Source organism: Pedobacter sp. N23S346 (genome assembly GCF_048515415.1).
GTDB lineage: Bacteria > Bacteroidota > Bacteroidia > Sphingobacteriales > Sphingobacteriaceae > Pedobacter.
Genome location: NZ_JBLYEE010000017.1, coordinates 23,946 through 40,361, shown reverse-complemented (window position 1 = coordinate 40,361; position 16,416 = coordinate 23,946). Strand labels below are relative to the sequence as shown.

8 protein-coding genes are annotated in these 16,416 nt (G+C 39.9%); 2 read left to right on the top strand and 6 right to left on the bottom strand.

Annotated features, from left to right (window positions below; translation table 11 throughout):
• Positions 1–212: 212 nt before the first annotated feature.
• On the top strand, positions 213–671 hold the full coding sequence (locus tag ACN1CD_RS21530; RefSeq protein WP_419132480.1) for a hypothetical protein: 459 nt from the start codon (positions 213–215) through the stop codon (positions 669–671).
• Positions 672–848: 177 nt separating this feature from the next.
• Positions 849–2,102, top strand: coding sequence for a glycoside hydrolase family 28 protein (locus ACN1CD_RS21525; RefSeq protein WP_419132479.1), 1,254 nt, complete (start codon positions 849–851; stop codon positions 2,100–2,102).
• A gap of 1,794 nt (positions 2,103–3,896) precedes the next feature.
• Here ACN1CD_RS21525 and ACN1CD_RS21520 read toward each other — a convergent pair.
• The 6 genes from ACN1CD_RS21520 to ACN1CD_RS21495 form a co-directional block, all read right to left on the bottom strand.
• Positions 3,897–6,254, bottom strand: coding sequence for a glycosyl hydrolase 115 family protein (locus ACN1CD_RS21520; RefSeq protein WP_419132478.1), 2,358 nt, complete (start codon positions 6,252–6,254; stop codon positions 3,897–3,899).
• Between the two features lie 7 nt (positions 6,255–6,261).
• Positions 6,262–7,698: a family 43 glycosylhydrolase gene (locus ACN1CD_RS21515; protein ID WP_419132477.1), complete on the bottom strand. Its 1,437-nt coding sequence runs from the start codon at positions 7,696–7,698 to the stop codon at positions 6,262–6,264.
• A 33-nt stretch (positions 7,699–7,731) separates the two neighbouring features.
• Positions 7,732–9,333, bottom strand: coding sequence for a family 43 glycosylhydrolase (locus ACN1CD_RS21510; RefSeq protein WP_419132476.1), 1,602 nt, complete (start codon positions 9,331–9,333; stop codon positions 7,732–7,734).
• A 10-nt stretch (positions 9,334–9,343) separates the two neighbouring features.
• On the bottom strand, positions 9,344–11,011 hold the full coding sequence (locus tag ACN1CD_RS21505; protein WP_419132475.1) for a GH39 family glycosyl hydrolase: 1,668 nt from the start codon (positions 11,009–11,011) through the stop codon (positions 9,344–9,346).
• A 35-nt stretch (positions 11,012–11,046) separates the two neighbouring features.
• Positions 11,047–14,022 carry a glycoside hydrolase family 2 protein gene (locus ACN1CD_RS21500; protein ID WP_419132474.1) on the bottom strand — a complete coding sequence of 992 codons (2,976 nt, stop codon included), beginning with the start codon at positions 14,020–14,022 and terminating at the stop codon, positions 11,047–11,049.
• 364 nt (positions 14,023–14,386) lie between these two features.
• Complete coding sequence (locus ACN1CD_RS21495; protein ID WP_419132473.1) at positions 14,387–16,354, bottom strand: RagB/SusD family nutrient uptake outer membrane protein; 1,968 nt, start codon at positions 16,352–16,354, stop codon at positions 14,387–14,389.
• Positions 16,355–16,416 lie beyond the last annotated feature (62 nt).

The following is a 16,416-nucleotide window of genomic DNA, read 5'->3' as shown; positions in this document are numbered from 1 at the left end:
AGAACTTAAAAAATATTGAACTACTTTATCTATCGGTCGTGTGTCCAACCGACCGAAATGATGAATTCTATGAAACTAAATTATCCTTTAATATGAAAAATCTCAATGTAAGTAAATAATTAGGATAGCTTCTTTTTTGTTACCTGTAAACACGACTTTAAACTTGTGATTCCGAGGCATTATTTTTAAATTTAATCATCTAAAGCAAACCCATGAAAAAATCTCTCTTCTTGCTATTGATGTTTTCTTTCCTGTTTGCCTGTAAGAAAAAAACTGATGATACTACAGTAACAACATCTCTAAGCGGAAAATGGTCGACTGGTGGGTACGAATTGGTATTGTATGATGCTGCAGGGCAGATTGTTTCGCATGGTATAGCCGATGCAATTAAAACCTATTGGACATTTGATCAATCGCAGATTAAATTGAGTTATGATTTAAAATCAAATGTAGTTGCCTCTGGCTATAAGGTAGTGAAAACGCTTAACAACAGGCAATTGTTGATCGAAAACACTAATATTGCCGTTCAAACCGAATGGAAAATTGAATCTCAAACGGATCAATCCATGAGCATCTCGTCAGTCATTACTGATCAGGCATCTCTGAATTATGGACAAAATAAAAAGGCATCAAGAGGGATGAAAACGATTTATTTCGTTCTCGAAAAGTAGCCAATAGTGCAGGATACCACAGGATGCATTTCATACCCATATTGCTGATCTTTGAAACTGACGCAATAGATATTCGTCTATTAACCAAATATCCTCACGCACTACAAACAGCTTTTTATGGCTTTATTACTTCTTCCTTTTAGAAATTAATTAAGCAAAATCTGTATCCCTAAAACTATGAAACAAATACTTGCACTTTTGCTAATCCTTAATTTTTTTTACGCTGCTAATGCCCAGGAATATAACATCACTAAATTTGGGGTAAAAAGCGACAGTACTGTTTTGCAAACAAAAGCCATTCAGAAAGTAATCGATAAGGCTTTTGCAAAGGGTGGAGGAACGATCATAATTCCAAAAGGGACTTACTTAAGCGGCGCATTGTTCTTTAAGAAAAAAACCAGTTTAGTTTTACTGGAAGGTGCAGTGCTGAAAGGATCAGATGAGATCAAAAATTATTCCCTGATTCCATCCCGGATGGAAGGGCAGAGCCTTGATTATTATGCCGCATTGGTTAACGCTTACGGTGTTGATGGTTTTAGTATTACGGGCCCCGGAACTATTAATGGTAATGGTTTGAAATTTTGGAAAACGTTTTGGGCACACCGCGAAGACATGAAAAAAATTGGTAAAAGTTCAACCAATCTCGAGGTGAGCAGACCGCGTTTAATTTTTATCTGGAAATGCAATAATGTAAAAATTCAAAACATAAAGCTTTGCAACGCTGGTTTCTGGACAACCCATTTGTATCAATGCAATGATGTATTAATAGATCATGCAGATATCCGTTCACCATTTAAACCCGTTAAAGCGCCCAGTACCGATGGTGTGGATATCGATGTATGTAAAAGAGTAACCATCACCAATTGCTATATTTCTGTGAATGATGATGCCATTGTAATTAAGGGGGGAAAAGGGCCCACTGCACATAAATTGCCACAGAATGGCATTGTAGAAGATGTGCTGATTGAGCACTGTACCTTTGGTCCGGCCCATGCTACACTTACCCTGGGAAGCGAAAGTATCCATGCGAAGAACATTACTATGAGAAATTGCGTGGTGAATAACACTTGCCCGATTTTAAAATTTAAAATGCGTGGTGATACTTTTCAGTTTTTTGAAAATATTACTGTAGAAAATATCACTGGTTCCAGCGGTGCTGTGATTGATTTAAATCCATGGAGTCAGTTTTTTAATTTGGCTGGTAGCAATGAAAAGCCATTTGGTGTGATCAAAAACATCACCATGTCGAACATTAAAGTAACGAGTACCAAATTCGGAGAAATGCAGGGGAATCCCTTAGATCAGTTATCAGATTTTACCTTTAAAAATATTGAAGTGACCACGCCAAATCCGGTGCTTAAAAATAAGTATGATGGTGTTAAATTTGAAAATGTAATGGTGAATGGGAAGGCGCTGGAGGTGGTGAAGTAGCGGGAGGATTATCGTTGGTCGTTTTTCGCCTGTCGTTTTTCTTTCGATTTTGTCATTCAGAGCGTAGCGAAGAATCTCTATTGCGATCCTGTAACCAAATGTTATTTTTATGCTCCTGGCCATTCCCCTCCTCCGGAGGGATGCCTACAAGGCGGGGTGGTTATTTAGCTCATATAATAAGTTTTATAACGATTCCCATTCTTAGTTTCACTGATTGTTTTCACGTTGAAGATCCTGAATCAAGTTCACTGTTGTCCGGTTAAAGTTTAAACGATCCATTAAATCCTTTAAATCAAGCTAAAAAAGCTGTTTTTATCTCATTTTTAAAAGGTAAGCCCATTGTTTTATAGGTTTCCTAAAAATCTTGCACTAATTCGGCTGTCCGGTAAAAAACTATCATTTTCAGAGGTTTTAATATTTTAAACCGCTCATAGCTTCCATATCCTGCAAAATATTCTTTTGGTTAAGGAATATTGCAGCCATTTGTGATTAGGCTGTCCGGTAAAAATTTGTTCAAAAAGTTTTACCGGACAACAGTGAATCAAGTTCAGGAAGACGATTTTGCGAAGGGGTCTTCGTTTTTGTTTCCCCTATTGTTCATCGGGTTAAAGGTCCTGAATCAAGTTCAGGAGGACGATTTTGCGAGGGGGTTCTTCGTTTTTGTTTCACCTATTGTTTATCGGGTTAAAGGTCCTGAATCAAGTTCAGGAATACAATTCTGCGAGGGGTTCTTCGTTTTTGTTTCCCCTATTGTTTATCGAGTTAAAGGTCCTGAATCAAGTTCAGGAAGACGATTTTGCTAGGGGTTCTTCGTTTTTGTTTCACCTATTGTTTATCGGGTTAAAGGTCCTGAATCAAGTTCAGGAAGATGGTTCTGCGAGGGGTTCTTCGTTTTTGTTTCCCCTATTGTTTATAGGGTTAAAGGTCCTGAATCAAGTTCAGGAGGACGATTTTGCGAAGGGTTCTTCGTTTTTGTTTCACCTATTGTTTATCGGGTTAAAGGTCCTGAATCAAGTTCAGGAAGACGGTTCTGCGAGGGGTTCTTCGTTTTTGTTTCACCTATTGTTTATCGAGTTAAAGGTCCTGAATTAAGTTCAGGAATACGATTCTGCGAGGGGTTCTTCGTTTTTGTTTCACGTATTGTTTATCGAGTTAAAGGTCCTGAATCAAGTTCAGGAGGACGATTCTTCGAGGGGTTCTTCGTTTTTGTTTCCCCTATTGTTTATCGGGTTAAAGGTCCTGAATCAAGTTCAGGAAGACGATTTTGCGAGGGGTTCTTCGTTTTTGTTTCACCTATTGTTTATCGAGTTAAAGGTCCTGAATCAAGTTCAGGAATACGATTCTGCTAGGGGTTCTTCGTTTTTGTTTCACCTATTGTTTATCGGGTTAAAGGTCCTGAATCAAGTTCAGGAAGACGATTTTGCGAGGGGTTCTTCGTTTTTGTTTCACCTATTGTTTATCGGGTTAAAGGTCCTGAATCAAGTTCAGGAAGACGATTTTGCGAGGGGTTCTTCGTTTTTGTTTCACCTAATTATTTATCAAGTTGAAGGTCCTGAATCAAGTTCAGGAATACGATTCTGCGAGGGGTTCTTCGTTTTTGTTTCACCTATTGTTTATCGAGTTAAAGGTCCTGAATTAAGTTCAGGAATACGATTCTGCGAGGGGTTCTTCGTTTTTGTTTCACCTATTGTTTATCGGGTTAAAGGTCCTGAATCAAGTTCAGGAGGACGATTTTACGAGGGGCTTCTGCTTTAGTCTTTCTGCTTTGGTCTTTCTGCTTTAATCCTTATTCCTTCATCTCCAAACCTTAATCTGATCCAAAATTACACCTTCATCCAAAGCCTTGATTGAGATTACATGCGTGGTGTTCTGATTTAACAACTTTGCTTTGGTCATTCGGATAGCTTGATTGCTCAGTACGTTTTCTTTCCACTCTTCATTTCGGTCTACGGTATGGTAATCCACCACTTGCAAAAGCTTGCCATCAAGATAAATCTCGTAACGAATTAACTTTCCATCAACGGGGTGATTTGGTGCTAAGGCAACTTCGATATTAATCTCATTTGCTTTCAGATTTTTGAAGGTATAAGCCACTATATCTCCCTTTTTTATATTGATTGCACCACTTTGGTAACCCAAACCATGAGCCAATGGCTTCGAGCTTTTGAAAGATGAATAGTCAGTGCCATTAACAACTCCAAATGGCTTTTTAAATTCTGGCAATGGTGTTTCTATTTTGGTATGCGGCACTTTTTGAAAAACCGCTAAATCTCTCGGTTGAGCATTCATCATATTTTTCCATTTGCCATTACCAAGCGAATTATAACGTTTAGTAAGTTCCTGTATCGCATCAAATGCATCATCACTTTGTGCCCATTCCGCTAATCCGTGCCGGGCCAGCTGACCATATAAATGTTTCTTATTCATTTCGGCTGCGCCGCTTACCGGGTATTCCACCAGTTGAAACCAGGCATCCTGTTTTTCTGGTGCAATCTGCTTAGACAGTTCAATTATCTTTTTCTCCAGGTAGTCATATTCGGCAATGCGTGCTTTAATTTCCTGCTCGCTCCAGGGTAAATCTGCCACAGCCTTAAACTTAGGATCTTTTTCTTCGGTACGTGTGTTCGCCATAAATTCTGGTTTGCGAATATAGGCCAGGCGATAATATTCATTCATGATGGAACGAAGTTCCGGTGCATTTTTGGCTCCAAACTCACGACTGAGCCAGTTTTGTAAATGCTGATCTAAACCTTCTTTACTGTCTTTTATTTTGTTGATATCCCAAGCCATATCCAGAAATAATTCTGTTAAATATTCAGCGGGTTTGATGTCACCAACATTCAGCACCCAAATGTCTTTCGCACCTTTATCATAGGCCAGTTTCATCTGCGTATAAATTTGAGCAGGGTGGTTAGTGGCCAACCAAAGGTAATCGTGCGGACGGCCCCAGTAAGAAATGTGGTAATAAACACCATTTCCACCTTTACGCTGGCGTTCCGCTTCATTTGGAAAATGACGGATATAACCATAATTGTCATCACACCAGAGCAGTGTCACATCCTCAGGAATCTTTAAGCCCATGTTATACACATCCAATACCTCTTTATAGGGCACAAAAACCTGCGGTACTTTTTCAGGGTTGCTGTTTAAGGTGTTGGTGATCATTTCCCGCTGATCTTTCAATACATCAACTAAAGCATCTTTCTGTTCCTGCAAAGTATTGGCACCCTGCATCTTGCCGTCGTGTACGCCGCGGATACCCAAGGTATAAAGGTTGTCTGAATTTTTAAGTTGCGTTACCCGATCCTGCCAGAAATTCAGCACATTTTCACGGTTATTTACAAAATCGTAATTTCCTTTTCCATCAATTTTCCATTCGGTATTGGCATTTCGCATCATCGGTTCACAGTGTGATGCACCCATTACAATCCCATATTGATCAGCCATTTCTTTGTTTCCCGGGGTTTGGTAAAAAGCAACAGAAACTTCATGCATTGCAGGCCAGTAGGTATTGGCACGTAAACGCAACAGCAATTCAAAAATCCGGGCATTTGTTTTAGGTCCGATTTGCCCTTTAATTTTTGAAGGCTCATTGGTGAGGTAACTCCATGGCGTTAATCCCCAGTCTTCATCATTAATGAAAATGCCCCTGTGCGCAACTGAAGGATGTTCGAAAAGATTGAAGCCATTCTTGAGTACAATGGTATTTTGCTGCACAATGGCAACATCTGCCCACCATTCCCAAGGAGAAACACCAATCCGTCTCGATAACTCTAAGATCCCATAAGCTGTTCCCCGTTTATCGCTTCCCAAAATATAAACTTTATCATTTTTAACCTGAATCACATAGCCCTCCTGATGTAGTTTTAGCTCCTGGATAGATTTCAGATCAATTCCTTTTTCGGCCTCTGAACCATTTCCCAAAGTTCCGATCAAGATCTGCGCATTGCTGCTGATATTCACTTTTCCGGCAAAGACAGCATTATAATCCCGACTAAAAATATCCAATGCAGTATTAACCACAGCTGCCTCATTAGCAGAAATGGTAATATTGAGATCAGTATCCTTTTTAAAAATGAAATCTGCGAAAACCGGATAGGGAAGGGCTAGTGCAAAAACCGTAATGAAGGGAATGAGTTTTTTAAAATGCATATCAATATTATTCTTTGATGATCAGTTTTGAAATGGTGATGTTATTGGCCGTGCTGCCGTAATTTATTTTCTTTTTATCAAACCAGTTTGGTCTTTCGCCCGCCACTGAAACCGTTAATTTGTATTCAGCTTTGCGTAAAACCGGGCTCAAAAAAACTAATCTGGAAGCGGGAGTTTTTGCATACATATCCACCAGGTTATTAATCAGTACTGTACCTTTTTGATCGGCTAAGATAATTCTGGCATAACCGTTATCTGGTAACACGACTGTTTGCAAGCCTATTTGTATGCCTTTAAATGTGAAACTGCATGAAGCACGATCTGATGAAGAACGAGTTACGGGGATAGTTTCTATAACTGATTTTTCCCAATTTCCTTGGTATTGAATCTGCTTGCTGTCATTCGCAATGGTTTGGAAGTCAATTGTTTTTTCATTTGCCACGCCAGTTTTCGTATCAATCGTCCAGGCATCTAAATACTTCGGAAGCGAGATCGAATCGCCATTAAATTTGATCGGTTGCCACACATAGGTTGCGGCCGATCGCTGACGGGGATACGACCACCTGTCGCCCATAAATAGGTAAGTCGTGTCTTTGCTGCCTGCAATTTTTAATACGAATGTGGTTTGCGAATTCCAGGTGAGTTGATCTTTTGGTGCAATTAATCCGCGGGAAATCCATGGCCCTGATAAAGATTTGGAGGTATAATAATAGTTGTCATTTTTTTCCCAAGAGGTTAAATGAGAACCGATGAAATAATAAACATTGCCTTTTCTAAAAAGGGTGGGCGATTCAAAGCCCGAAGTGATCTGCTTATTGGTTTCTGCTACAATGGATTTATAATCATCGCTGAGCTGATGGATCACACCGCCGTGGGTGAGTAAATAGCCTTTGCCATCGTCATCTTGAAAAGTCCCCATATCCCACTTTTTGATGGGCTTTTCCTTAAAAAGCAAGGCACCTTTAAACTGATAAGGACCTGTAATATTTTTAGAAACAGCATATCCGACAAACTGATCTTTATAACCGGGTGTATCTACATGCATATACATGATAAATTCCCGACTTTTCGGGTTCTTCATCACTTTTGGTCTTTCACCAACGCGATTCGGCCCGAGTTTTCCGCCAGATTGAACTGGCAAAGCAATCTGTTCGAACTTCCAGTTATACAAATCTTTAGAAGAGTAACAATTGAAGCCCACAAAAGTATTACTCGTATCGGTATGGGCTTCCCCAAAGAAATAGAATAGGTTTTTTTCTTTGATGATGTTTGCACCATGCGAACTTATCACCGCTCCATTTGGATCATACCAGGGTAAACCGGAGTAAATGGCATCAGTTTTACCAGCCTGTTGTGCCGAGGAAATCTGACAATTGATCAAAAAAATAATTACTAATAAAGTTGTATTTAATGTCTTTATTGACAGTGGCTTATGATAGGTCATGCAGTTTCTGATTTATTGTTCATGCGCTATTCACTATTTCGTTTTCACCAGAGATACATCATCAACCAAACAAAATGCGTTGGCTTTTCCATCGGCTATAAATCCAATTTCAACTTTGCCATCTTTAATTGCAATGTTAGTAGAAATTGTTTTCCAGTTGGTGTTTTCATTTTTGATGGCATATTTAACCTCTTTTTTACCACTGGAAGCATATAGGGCTAACTTTTTAAAGCCTTCACTATTTTTTATTTTCGCTATTAATTGATAATCATCATTGGGTAAATCTACATCAGGTGATGAAGAAATGATTTGAGAAACCTTGCGTTCAAAATCAACCTGGTCGCTGATGTTTAAACTTTTCTCACCAATCACTACCTTTCTTTCCTCCTGCGTATTGAAATGGTTTAAATCTGGCGATTTTGCACTATCCAAACTCACCTGATTACCTTTTGTAATTTCAGTTTCCCAACCAGTCATGGTAATTTGAATAGGTTTTACCACACTTGGAATTCGTTTCCGATCAGCTTCAAAACTGCCATTTTTAACATAATTATTGTCTTCGGCAACCGTCCATTTTCCGGTTTTGGCATTTAAATTCCAGGAATGAAGTGAATTGAAATAAGGTATAGCTCCCTCAAAAGATAACGGGCACCATTGGTTATAGCCCAGGCCATTTCCAGCAAAATCAGACCAGCGATCGCCACAATAAATTACCGTTTCTTTTTCTGTTCCTTTAACAGTTACAAAAAATCCGGTTTGCGAAACGTGTGCATAATCTTCTTCACTGCCTTTGGTTACCAGCATTTTATTGGTGGGAAGATAGGGGCCACGTACATCATCAGCCACTAAATAATAAGCCAATGAGCCATCCCAGCCATAAATATTGGAGGCATACATGTAATATTTTCCCTGATATTTGAACATGCAATTCCCTTCGCGACTTTCGCCCTGAAAAATTTGTTTGCAATCCAATAGGTTCACCTTACCGTCTTTCACACCAATTTCTGAAACATAAATCTTATTGCGTCCGCGACCATAGGAGTAAACCAGGTAAGATTTGCCGGTATCTTCATCCGTAAAAACGGTTTGGTCTCCGGTATTCGAAGTGCCAATCATAGGCTCCATATTTATGCGCTGGTGCCAGGTAAATGGGCCAGTGGGAGAATTAGAAACGGTAATCAATACCTGGTTTCCATGCTGAACAAACATTGCATATTTGTTTAATTCCTTCACATAAGCTACGCCTAAACGGCCAACCCAGGTTTTCATGGTTTTATTGGTTTCGCTTTTAGTGAGTACATCGCCCTCAGCCTCCCAATTGGAGAGATCGGTAGAACTGTAGCAGGTTACCGATTCAAAGGTAGCATTTGGTTGGGTAACCGATGGATCATTACGGTAAAGATCGGCTTCTGCATAATGCACCCCATACCAATAATATTTTTTTATTCCTGATTTTGGATCCTTAAACTGAAAGATACCACCACCCTGACTGTTAATGGGCTGGCCATCTTTCGTTTTCCAAAAAGAATCATTTTTAATGTTTGTGTTTTGCGCCAACGATGTATTTGCATAGAAGAATAACAAGGCAAAAAGCAATACAAACGTAGACACGGTTCTTTTATTAATCAATTTCATGCGATCAATTTCATTTTATGCTCAATAAGGAAACACCTTGTCTGGGTAGTACGAACTTAAACGGACCACTATCTATGTCGTATTTTATTGGTTTACCAATGGTTTTCAGTTCACTGTATTTGGCCAATTTTGAAATCTGTGCGGTAGTGGGCTGTTGAGGCGATCCCATCTTTTTCCATTCTTCATAAGAATTGCTGTTTTCGTTATCAATGCGATAATGGGTTACCGTTGCCAGTTTTTTGTCTAAACCCTTTAAAGAAACTTCAACCGTATCTACGGAGCCTTTTTTATCTTCATCATGATAATTCCAAACGAGAACACTGGCAGATTGAGGATCTTTTGCCGCTAGTACGCCAATATCAGCACTAGATTTTCTGATACTCGAATCCAGAACGGTTTTTAATGCATACATCTGGTTACTTTTTACTTCAACTCTGTTGCCTTTCATCATGCCGAACATTTTGAAAACGTTTAAAACTGGTTTATTAATCCCATTGGTTGCAAGATCTCTGAACCCTGCAAACCAAGGTTGATTTTCAAACTCGAACGACCAGCTTACGGCGCCTAAAAGGTTAATTTGATATTGATCTGTTAACTCGTAAAGCCTGGCAAAAGATGCCGCGGTATAACTCGAATACATGGTGCCGTTTCGATAGGCATTTTCCGGATTGGTAGACATGCCACAGGCCGCACAGCCTTCCGGATCAAACTCGCCGATAATCACCGGAATATTTTTGAGCTGGGAATATTTACTAATCACTTTATAATTAGATTCCACATTTCGAAGTTCGGTGCGGATGTTCATCACCACCACATTGTTTACTACTTTCGGCGAACCTTTCGCATGAAACAAAACAGCATCTAAAGGTGATCCAATTTTGCTGGTAACGTAATTGGTATCTGTAAGGCAATGTTTTATAAATGCATCAAGGTATTTACTTCCGCCTCCGGTTACGTTAGCGCCGCCAATTCTTGCAGTGGGCAATGCTCTCTTTAATCCATCGGCAGCGTAATCATATAATTTGAAAAACTCTGCCTGCGTACCTTTCCAATAGGCACCATCGGCCTCATTCCAAACTTCCCAATACCAGCTCTCTACTTCCTTCTGGCCGTATCGTTCTACGCAATGTTTTACCCATTCGTACACCAGGTTGCCCCATTTTTGATAATCTTTTGGCGGATAAGCCCAGCCGGTTAAAATTTCTTCATAACGCGTACCTGGTTTCCATTTGTGCTGATAGGGTTGGGGTTTGATGGATAAGGCTTCGGGCATAAAACCAATCTGCGCCAAAGGTTTCATTCCACGCTTTACATAAGTGTCGAAAATCCGGTCAACGATGGTCCAGTTGTAAACAGGGTTGCCATTTGCATCTTCAGTATAGGCATTTGTAGATCCCCATTTTAGTGCGGGCGTTCCATCACCAGAAGTTAATAAGTTATGCGCCCGCACATAAATCGGTACCGGACTTAATTTCGAAAGATCGGTCAATAGCTTTTGACCATCTTTCATATAAGTATAATTCGGTTCATCGTAGCCAAACCAGGCCCAGATGGGTTTCATCGCTCCGATTGGTCGATCGAAGTTAACTTCAATATCAGCTTTATTTTGAGCAGAACTGATGTTTATCGTTCCAAAACTGAACAAAAGTAGCAGAGCGAATTTGATTTGATTTTTCATAATTGGGTAGATGTAGGTTTGAGATTGCATCGTTATTATTTGGATTCGTAAACTTCAGCTTCGATAATGCTTAAACCGCCTTTTGATTTTGTTTCAGCTCTTTCAATGCCATCATCCAGTTTTTTGCCATTTACTTCAACGCCAATTTTTTCGCTTTCAGCAGTAGCTTCGCCAGCATTAAGCAATTGTACCGTTACCGTTTTGCCTTTTGTTGGTTTACAGATGGCCGTAAAATAACCCAGGCTCGGAACGGTATTTCCCTTGAAAACTTCTTTACCATCAACCAGGATCCGGATCGGGTAGATTTTGGTTCTGAAACCGTTTACTTTTAATTCCACTTGTGTAACCGTGCTTGCTTTTTCAAGTTCATATTTAATCCATGCCGTACTGATGTTTCCATCGTTAACCCAGTCACTTAATTCATTATCGTCATAGCTAAACTTGGCTTTATCAATATTGGCACCAGCAGTAGCACCCACAATTTTCACCGCTTTTCTACTTACCTGATAGGTTTGAGCAGTAGGTGTGGCGCCTCTTTTTAGGTTTGATTTTAATCCATCAGCCGGGAATTGAGTGGATAATCCATCTTTAACCAGAACAGGTAAGGTTTCTAAAACGATCGCTGCTTGCTTTAATCCATCTGCTTTTGCGATGATATTGATTTTGCCTGCGGTAGTAGTCGATCGGATCAACACCCGGTTTACGCCACCTTCTACTGGCAACTGTTTTGATAAAATGTAATTATTCGGACCTTGAGCAATACCGCCTCGCCATTCACCCTGACCATTAATTTCAAAATTGATCATGTTCAAAGCAATAGGGCAACGGTTACCTGCGGCATCAACCACCTCGACTTGTACAAGCGCTAAGTCGGCGCCATCTGCTTTAAAACCTGTAGGATTTTGAATTTTACTAAGTTTAACAGCCACTGGCGCTCCTGAAGTTTTAAGCTGCGTTTCTGCCAGTTTATTGCCTTTTAGATCATAAGAAATGGCTTTTAAAGTTCCTGCCTGATAAGCGATGTCTTTAAATGTGTAAAGGAAACCATTGCTTTTTGTACCAAAGCCTAATGATTTTCCATTTAAAACCACTTCAGTTTTATCGCCTGCTGCCACCACATAAATATTCTTTTTCGTGCCCGTTTTGTAATTCCAGTGACCAATGATATGAATACCTGTTTTTTTAGCATCAACCCAGCCGTCCCACATTACCTGGTGTGCAAAAAATGCATCTTTAGGGATTCTCATCGGGTCTACTTCGCCGCTGCGGCGGTAGTTTTCTTCGCCCCGGTAATGCGTGTTAGAATCCGAGAAAATGATATTTACCCCGCCCGAACTTACCCGCGTTCCGGTTCCTGGTCTTTCCTTATAATATTCGTTCCACCTGATCACGCTTTCTATGGCGTGGGTATCCTGATTTCGGTTGTAAATGCTGGCATCGGCACCTTTGTAAAGTGGTCCGGCGCCATCTTTGTGAAAGGGAGGAGAGAATTCATCCCAGTATTTTCGTAAGCCTTCGTCGCGGGCATATTCCATGCTCCAGAGGGGTTTTGTTGCACTTTTGTTGATGTATAACATTTCGCCGCCGTATTCTGCTGCTGGAATATCCAGCATTTCCCTTGATCCGATTGCCCTGCCACCTAGTGGATCAAATTGATCTCTGATGGCTTTCATTTCTTCCATATGTTCGGCACTGATGGATTCGTTTCCACATTCGTAGAACAAGATACTTGGATTATTTCTATTGTAAATGATGGCGTCTGTCATTACTGATTTCCGCTGATCCCAACGCACACCAGTGACATCTTTCTCCGCATCTCCGGCTGGCATCGCCTGAATTAATCCCACTCTGTCGCAAGATTCTACATCTTGTTTCCAGGGTGAAATATGCATCCACCTTACTAAATTCGCATTACTTTCTACCATTAAGCCGTTGCTGTAATCACTTAACCAGGCCGGTACGGATAAACCAATAGCAGGCCATTCATTACTGGTACGTTGCGCATAACCTTTCATCATTAAAACACGGTCGTTTAAATAAACCATGCCGTTTTTAAACTCGGCTTTTCTGAAACCTGTTTTCGTATTTAATTCGTCGACCGTGCTTCCATTTACCTGTAAACGGGAGGTTACGGTATATAAATAGCCATATCCCCAGCTCCAGAAATTAAGGCCATTAACCAATGATTCTGCTTTAAGCATTGCTGTGGTGCCAGGCGCAACGTTTTGTGGCGCTGAACTAAAGGTTTTGATGATCTTTTCATCAGCATCTTTGATTTCTATTTCGTATTTTACGCTTTGCACAGAAGGCGTTTCATTTTTAACTTCTGATTCAGACACTACCACAGCGCTGTTGCCTGTAATATTAAAGCTTTTCGCATAAATATAATTGCCCGTGGTATTTAAAATGGCATGAAGGGGCAAAGTTTGATAAAGTTTTCCGGTGACGTGCAAACGTACGTTTTTAGAAATGCCACCATAGTTAGCATTGAAATTCTTATCACTCCATTGATAGCCGGAGTTGGTGGCCTTTTCCTTATAGTTCCAGGCATTGTCGATTTTAACTGCGAGAATATTCTCTTTGTCGGGTTCGATTAAATCGCTGATGTCGAAGCCGAAAGAAGTCACGCCGTTTTCATGTTTGCCGATGAATTTTCCATTCAGGTAAAACTCTCCAGCTTGTCTGATGCCTTCAAATTCTAAAAATATTTTCTTGTCTTTGGCATCTGCAATTTTAAAATGTTTGCGGTACCATGCGATTCCGGTGGATAATTGTTCGATTGATTTTTTAAATGCCTCATCTTCATTCCAGGCGTGGGGGAGGGTAATCGATTTCCATTTAGAATCATCGAAGTCAACTGTTTCCACACCTTGTGTATCACCTGTAAATAACTTCCACCCGGGATTAAAATTATAGGTTTTGCGGGTTTGATTTACGGTTGTATTTTGCGCAAAACTAATGGCTGAAATCCATCCGAAAATAAAGAGCAGGAAGATTTTTTTTAATTTCATGGGAGATGTGGTGAACTTGCAAATCTTTGATTTTTCAATACCAATTGATATTAAAATCATCATTGTAAGAAGATATTTGGTTAAAAGCTTACACGAGATTAAGGCTTTTAATCTAATGTGGCGTCCTGTTCTGTCCTGTTAAGAGTTGCATTGATGTGCTTTTAAAGGCTTATTTATAACATTACGGCTATTTTAAATTTGATTGTAAGGAAAAAATCACACAAACCTATGGTTGGTGGCTCACCAACCATAAAGTGTTGTCTCGTCCTGAAATACTTACCAACCATAAAAAGTTAAAGGCTGTATAACAAAAAATCGCAACTGGCTTTCGACCAGTTGCGATTTCAAAATCCATAATATTTAATTACCAGTTTGGATTTTGCATCGCCTGTTTTTGTGCAGGAGATAAAGCAGCACCATTTATTTTAATTACATCAAGATAAGATTGAGGGATTGGTCTTAAATAATGTTTGTTTTCCTGAGGTTTAGCCTCCAGGTTAAACGCTGTTGTTCTGGTTATTAACGTTTTGGTACGTGCAAGATCTTCCCATCTTTGCAGTTCTCCCATTAACTCTCTTGAACGTTCGTTTAAGATGAAAGCCGTAAATTTATCAGCATTAGAGACTGCGCCAATTTTATCATAGAAATCTTTATTTGAATTAAAGATATCAGCTTCGCTGTTTAAATGCATTGGCGTTAGCGTATTTGTAGTGCTCACAGGGATGTTGTTCGATTCGAAATAAGTGTTTCTGTCAGAATACGAAACATTGGCATTAGTAACCGCAGGATTGGTTCTGTAAGAGATTCCACCATCAACATAAGAAGAACGATCTTCACCGTCTTTATAAGCAGCACGATCGCGAACTCTGTTTAAATAGGCAATGGCCTGACCATATAAACCTTGTCTTCCGGCAGCTTCAGCAGCAATCAGATAGGTTTCTGCCAATCTTGCCAGGATTCCATCACGCTGACCAAATTGGGAAGCCACTAAATTTCTGGAACCATCCATGAACTTAGATAATGCCACATATTGACTCACACCATAATTTCCATGCGCATTCAAATAGCTTTGTGGCTGGCCGGAAAAATACCTGACAAATATACTTGGAGCCCTTAAGCCGATGTTCGTACTGGTGTAGCGGGTATCGCCAGCATCATTAACAATGTATAGAATTGATTCCTGACCAACAGTGAATTTCGGTTGATTTACCTGAGCAGGTGTTGGCGCGTTAGCCGCCGTCCATCTCGGTAAGTTTGCTGCATTATTTGCAATGTATCGTGTTTTAAAACTTTTCCAGAATCTGGAATCGTTTACACGGTCATAAACATCAATTGCATAGTCTGTAGTTTTCATTCTCTGAAATTCACGTCCGCCAGCAATATCACGAACCATACCCGGAAGGGTTTGATACACTGAAGGATAATACAAATGTACCTGATTTGCGTAGCGGCCCTGGGTAGCGGTATTGTTAGAGAACTGCGCCGACAAGATGACTTCTCTGTTGGTTTCGTTTGGCCCATCTACGGTGGTAAAGTTCCAAAGATCGCTGTAGTTAGTGGCTAAAGTATGTGCCCCACTATTAATTACCAGATCAGCATATCTCACTGCATTCTGAAGATCGGCAGTTTTGGTGTCGCTATTCCAGTCGTTATAAAGTTCGCTGGCACGGAATAAGTAAGCTTTTGCTAAAAAATGAGCAGCGGCCCATTTGGTAATTCTACCTGGTTGACTTGGAGTAGCAGGGAGTAGATCATACGCTTGTATAAAATCTTTAATGACCTGATCATACACTTCTTTCGCCGAATTTCTGGTAAATTCTTCTTTAATTACTTCTAAAGATTCAAGCTGAAGCGGAACACCACCATATTGTTTTACTAACTTAAAGTAATCGAAAGCACGCATAAAATAACCTTCACCTAAACGGACATTTTTATCGGCTCCTTCATAATAAACCGGTACATTTTTAATCAGAATATTTGCTGAATTGATGTTGGTATACATGTTATCGAAAACGGCTCTAACGTCAGCATTAAAAGAGTTTAACGTTCCGTCATAAGAGTTCCACATTTGCTCAGTTCTGTCACCACCTACCGTAAATTCGTCAACACCATAATTGGTACTGGTATAAGCCCATGTATAATTAAAGTGAAATTTTAGACTTTGATACATCCCCACCGCAAGGTCATTTAGGCCAAGTGTAGTCGTAAAATCGGAAGTATTGCGGGCGTTAATTACTTCTTCATCAAGAAAACTTTTTTTACAGGAAGTAGGTAGCACTATTAAGCCACCCAGTAAAGCAACGCCAGATATTAAATTTATAATTTTTTTCATCTCAATATTTTATTTTGAACTGCTGGATTATTTAAAATTGATTTATAAATAATCACCATCAG

Coding starts and splice junctions, on each gene's coding strand:
- ACN1CD_RS21495 (WP_419132473.1), bottom strand. CDS start 16,354: ATGAAAAAAATTATAAATTTAATATCTGGCGTTGCTTTACTGGGTGGC.
- ACN1CD_RS21515 (WP_419132477.1), bottom strand. CDS start 7,698: ATGACCTATCATAAGCCACTGTCAATAAAGACATTAAATACAACTTTA.
- ACN1CD_RS21505 (WP_419132475.1), bottom strand. CDS start 11,011: ATGAAAAATCAAATCAAATTCGCTCTGCTACTTTTGTTCAGTTTTGGA.
- ACN1CD_RS21525 (WP_419132479.1), top strand. CDS start 849: ATGAAACAAATACTTGCACTTTTGCTAATCCTTAATTTTTTTTACGCT.
- ACN1CD_RS21530 (WP_419132480.1), top strand. CDS start 213: ATGAAAAAATCTCTCTTCTTGCTATTGATGTTTTCTTTCCTGTTTGCC.
- ACN1CD_RS21520 (WP_419132478.1), bottom strand. CDS start 6,254: ATGCATTTTAAAAAACTCATTCCCTTCATTACGGTTTTTGCACTAGCC.
- ACN1CD_RS21510 (WP_419132476.1), bottom strand. CDS start 9,333: ATGAAATTGATTAATAAAAGAACCGTGTCTACGTTTGTATTGCTTTTT.
- ACN1CD_RS21500 (WP_419132474.1), bottom strand. CDS start 14,022: ATGAAATTAAAAAAAATCTTCCTGCTCTTTATTTTCGGATGGATTTCA.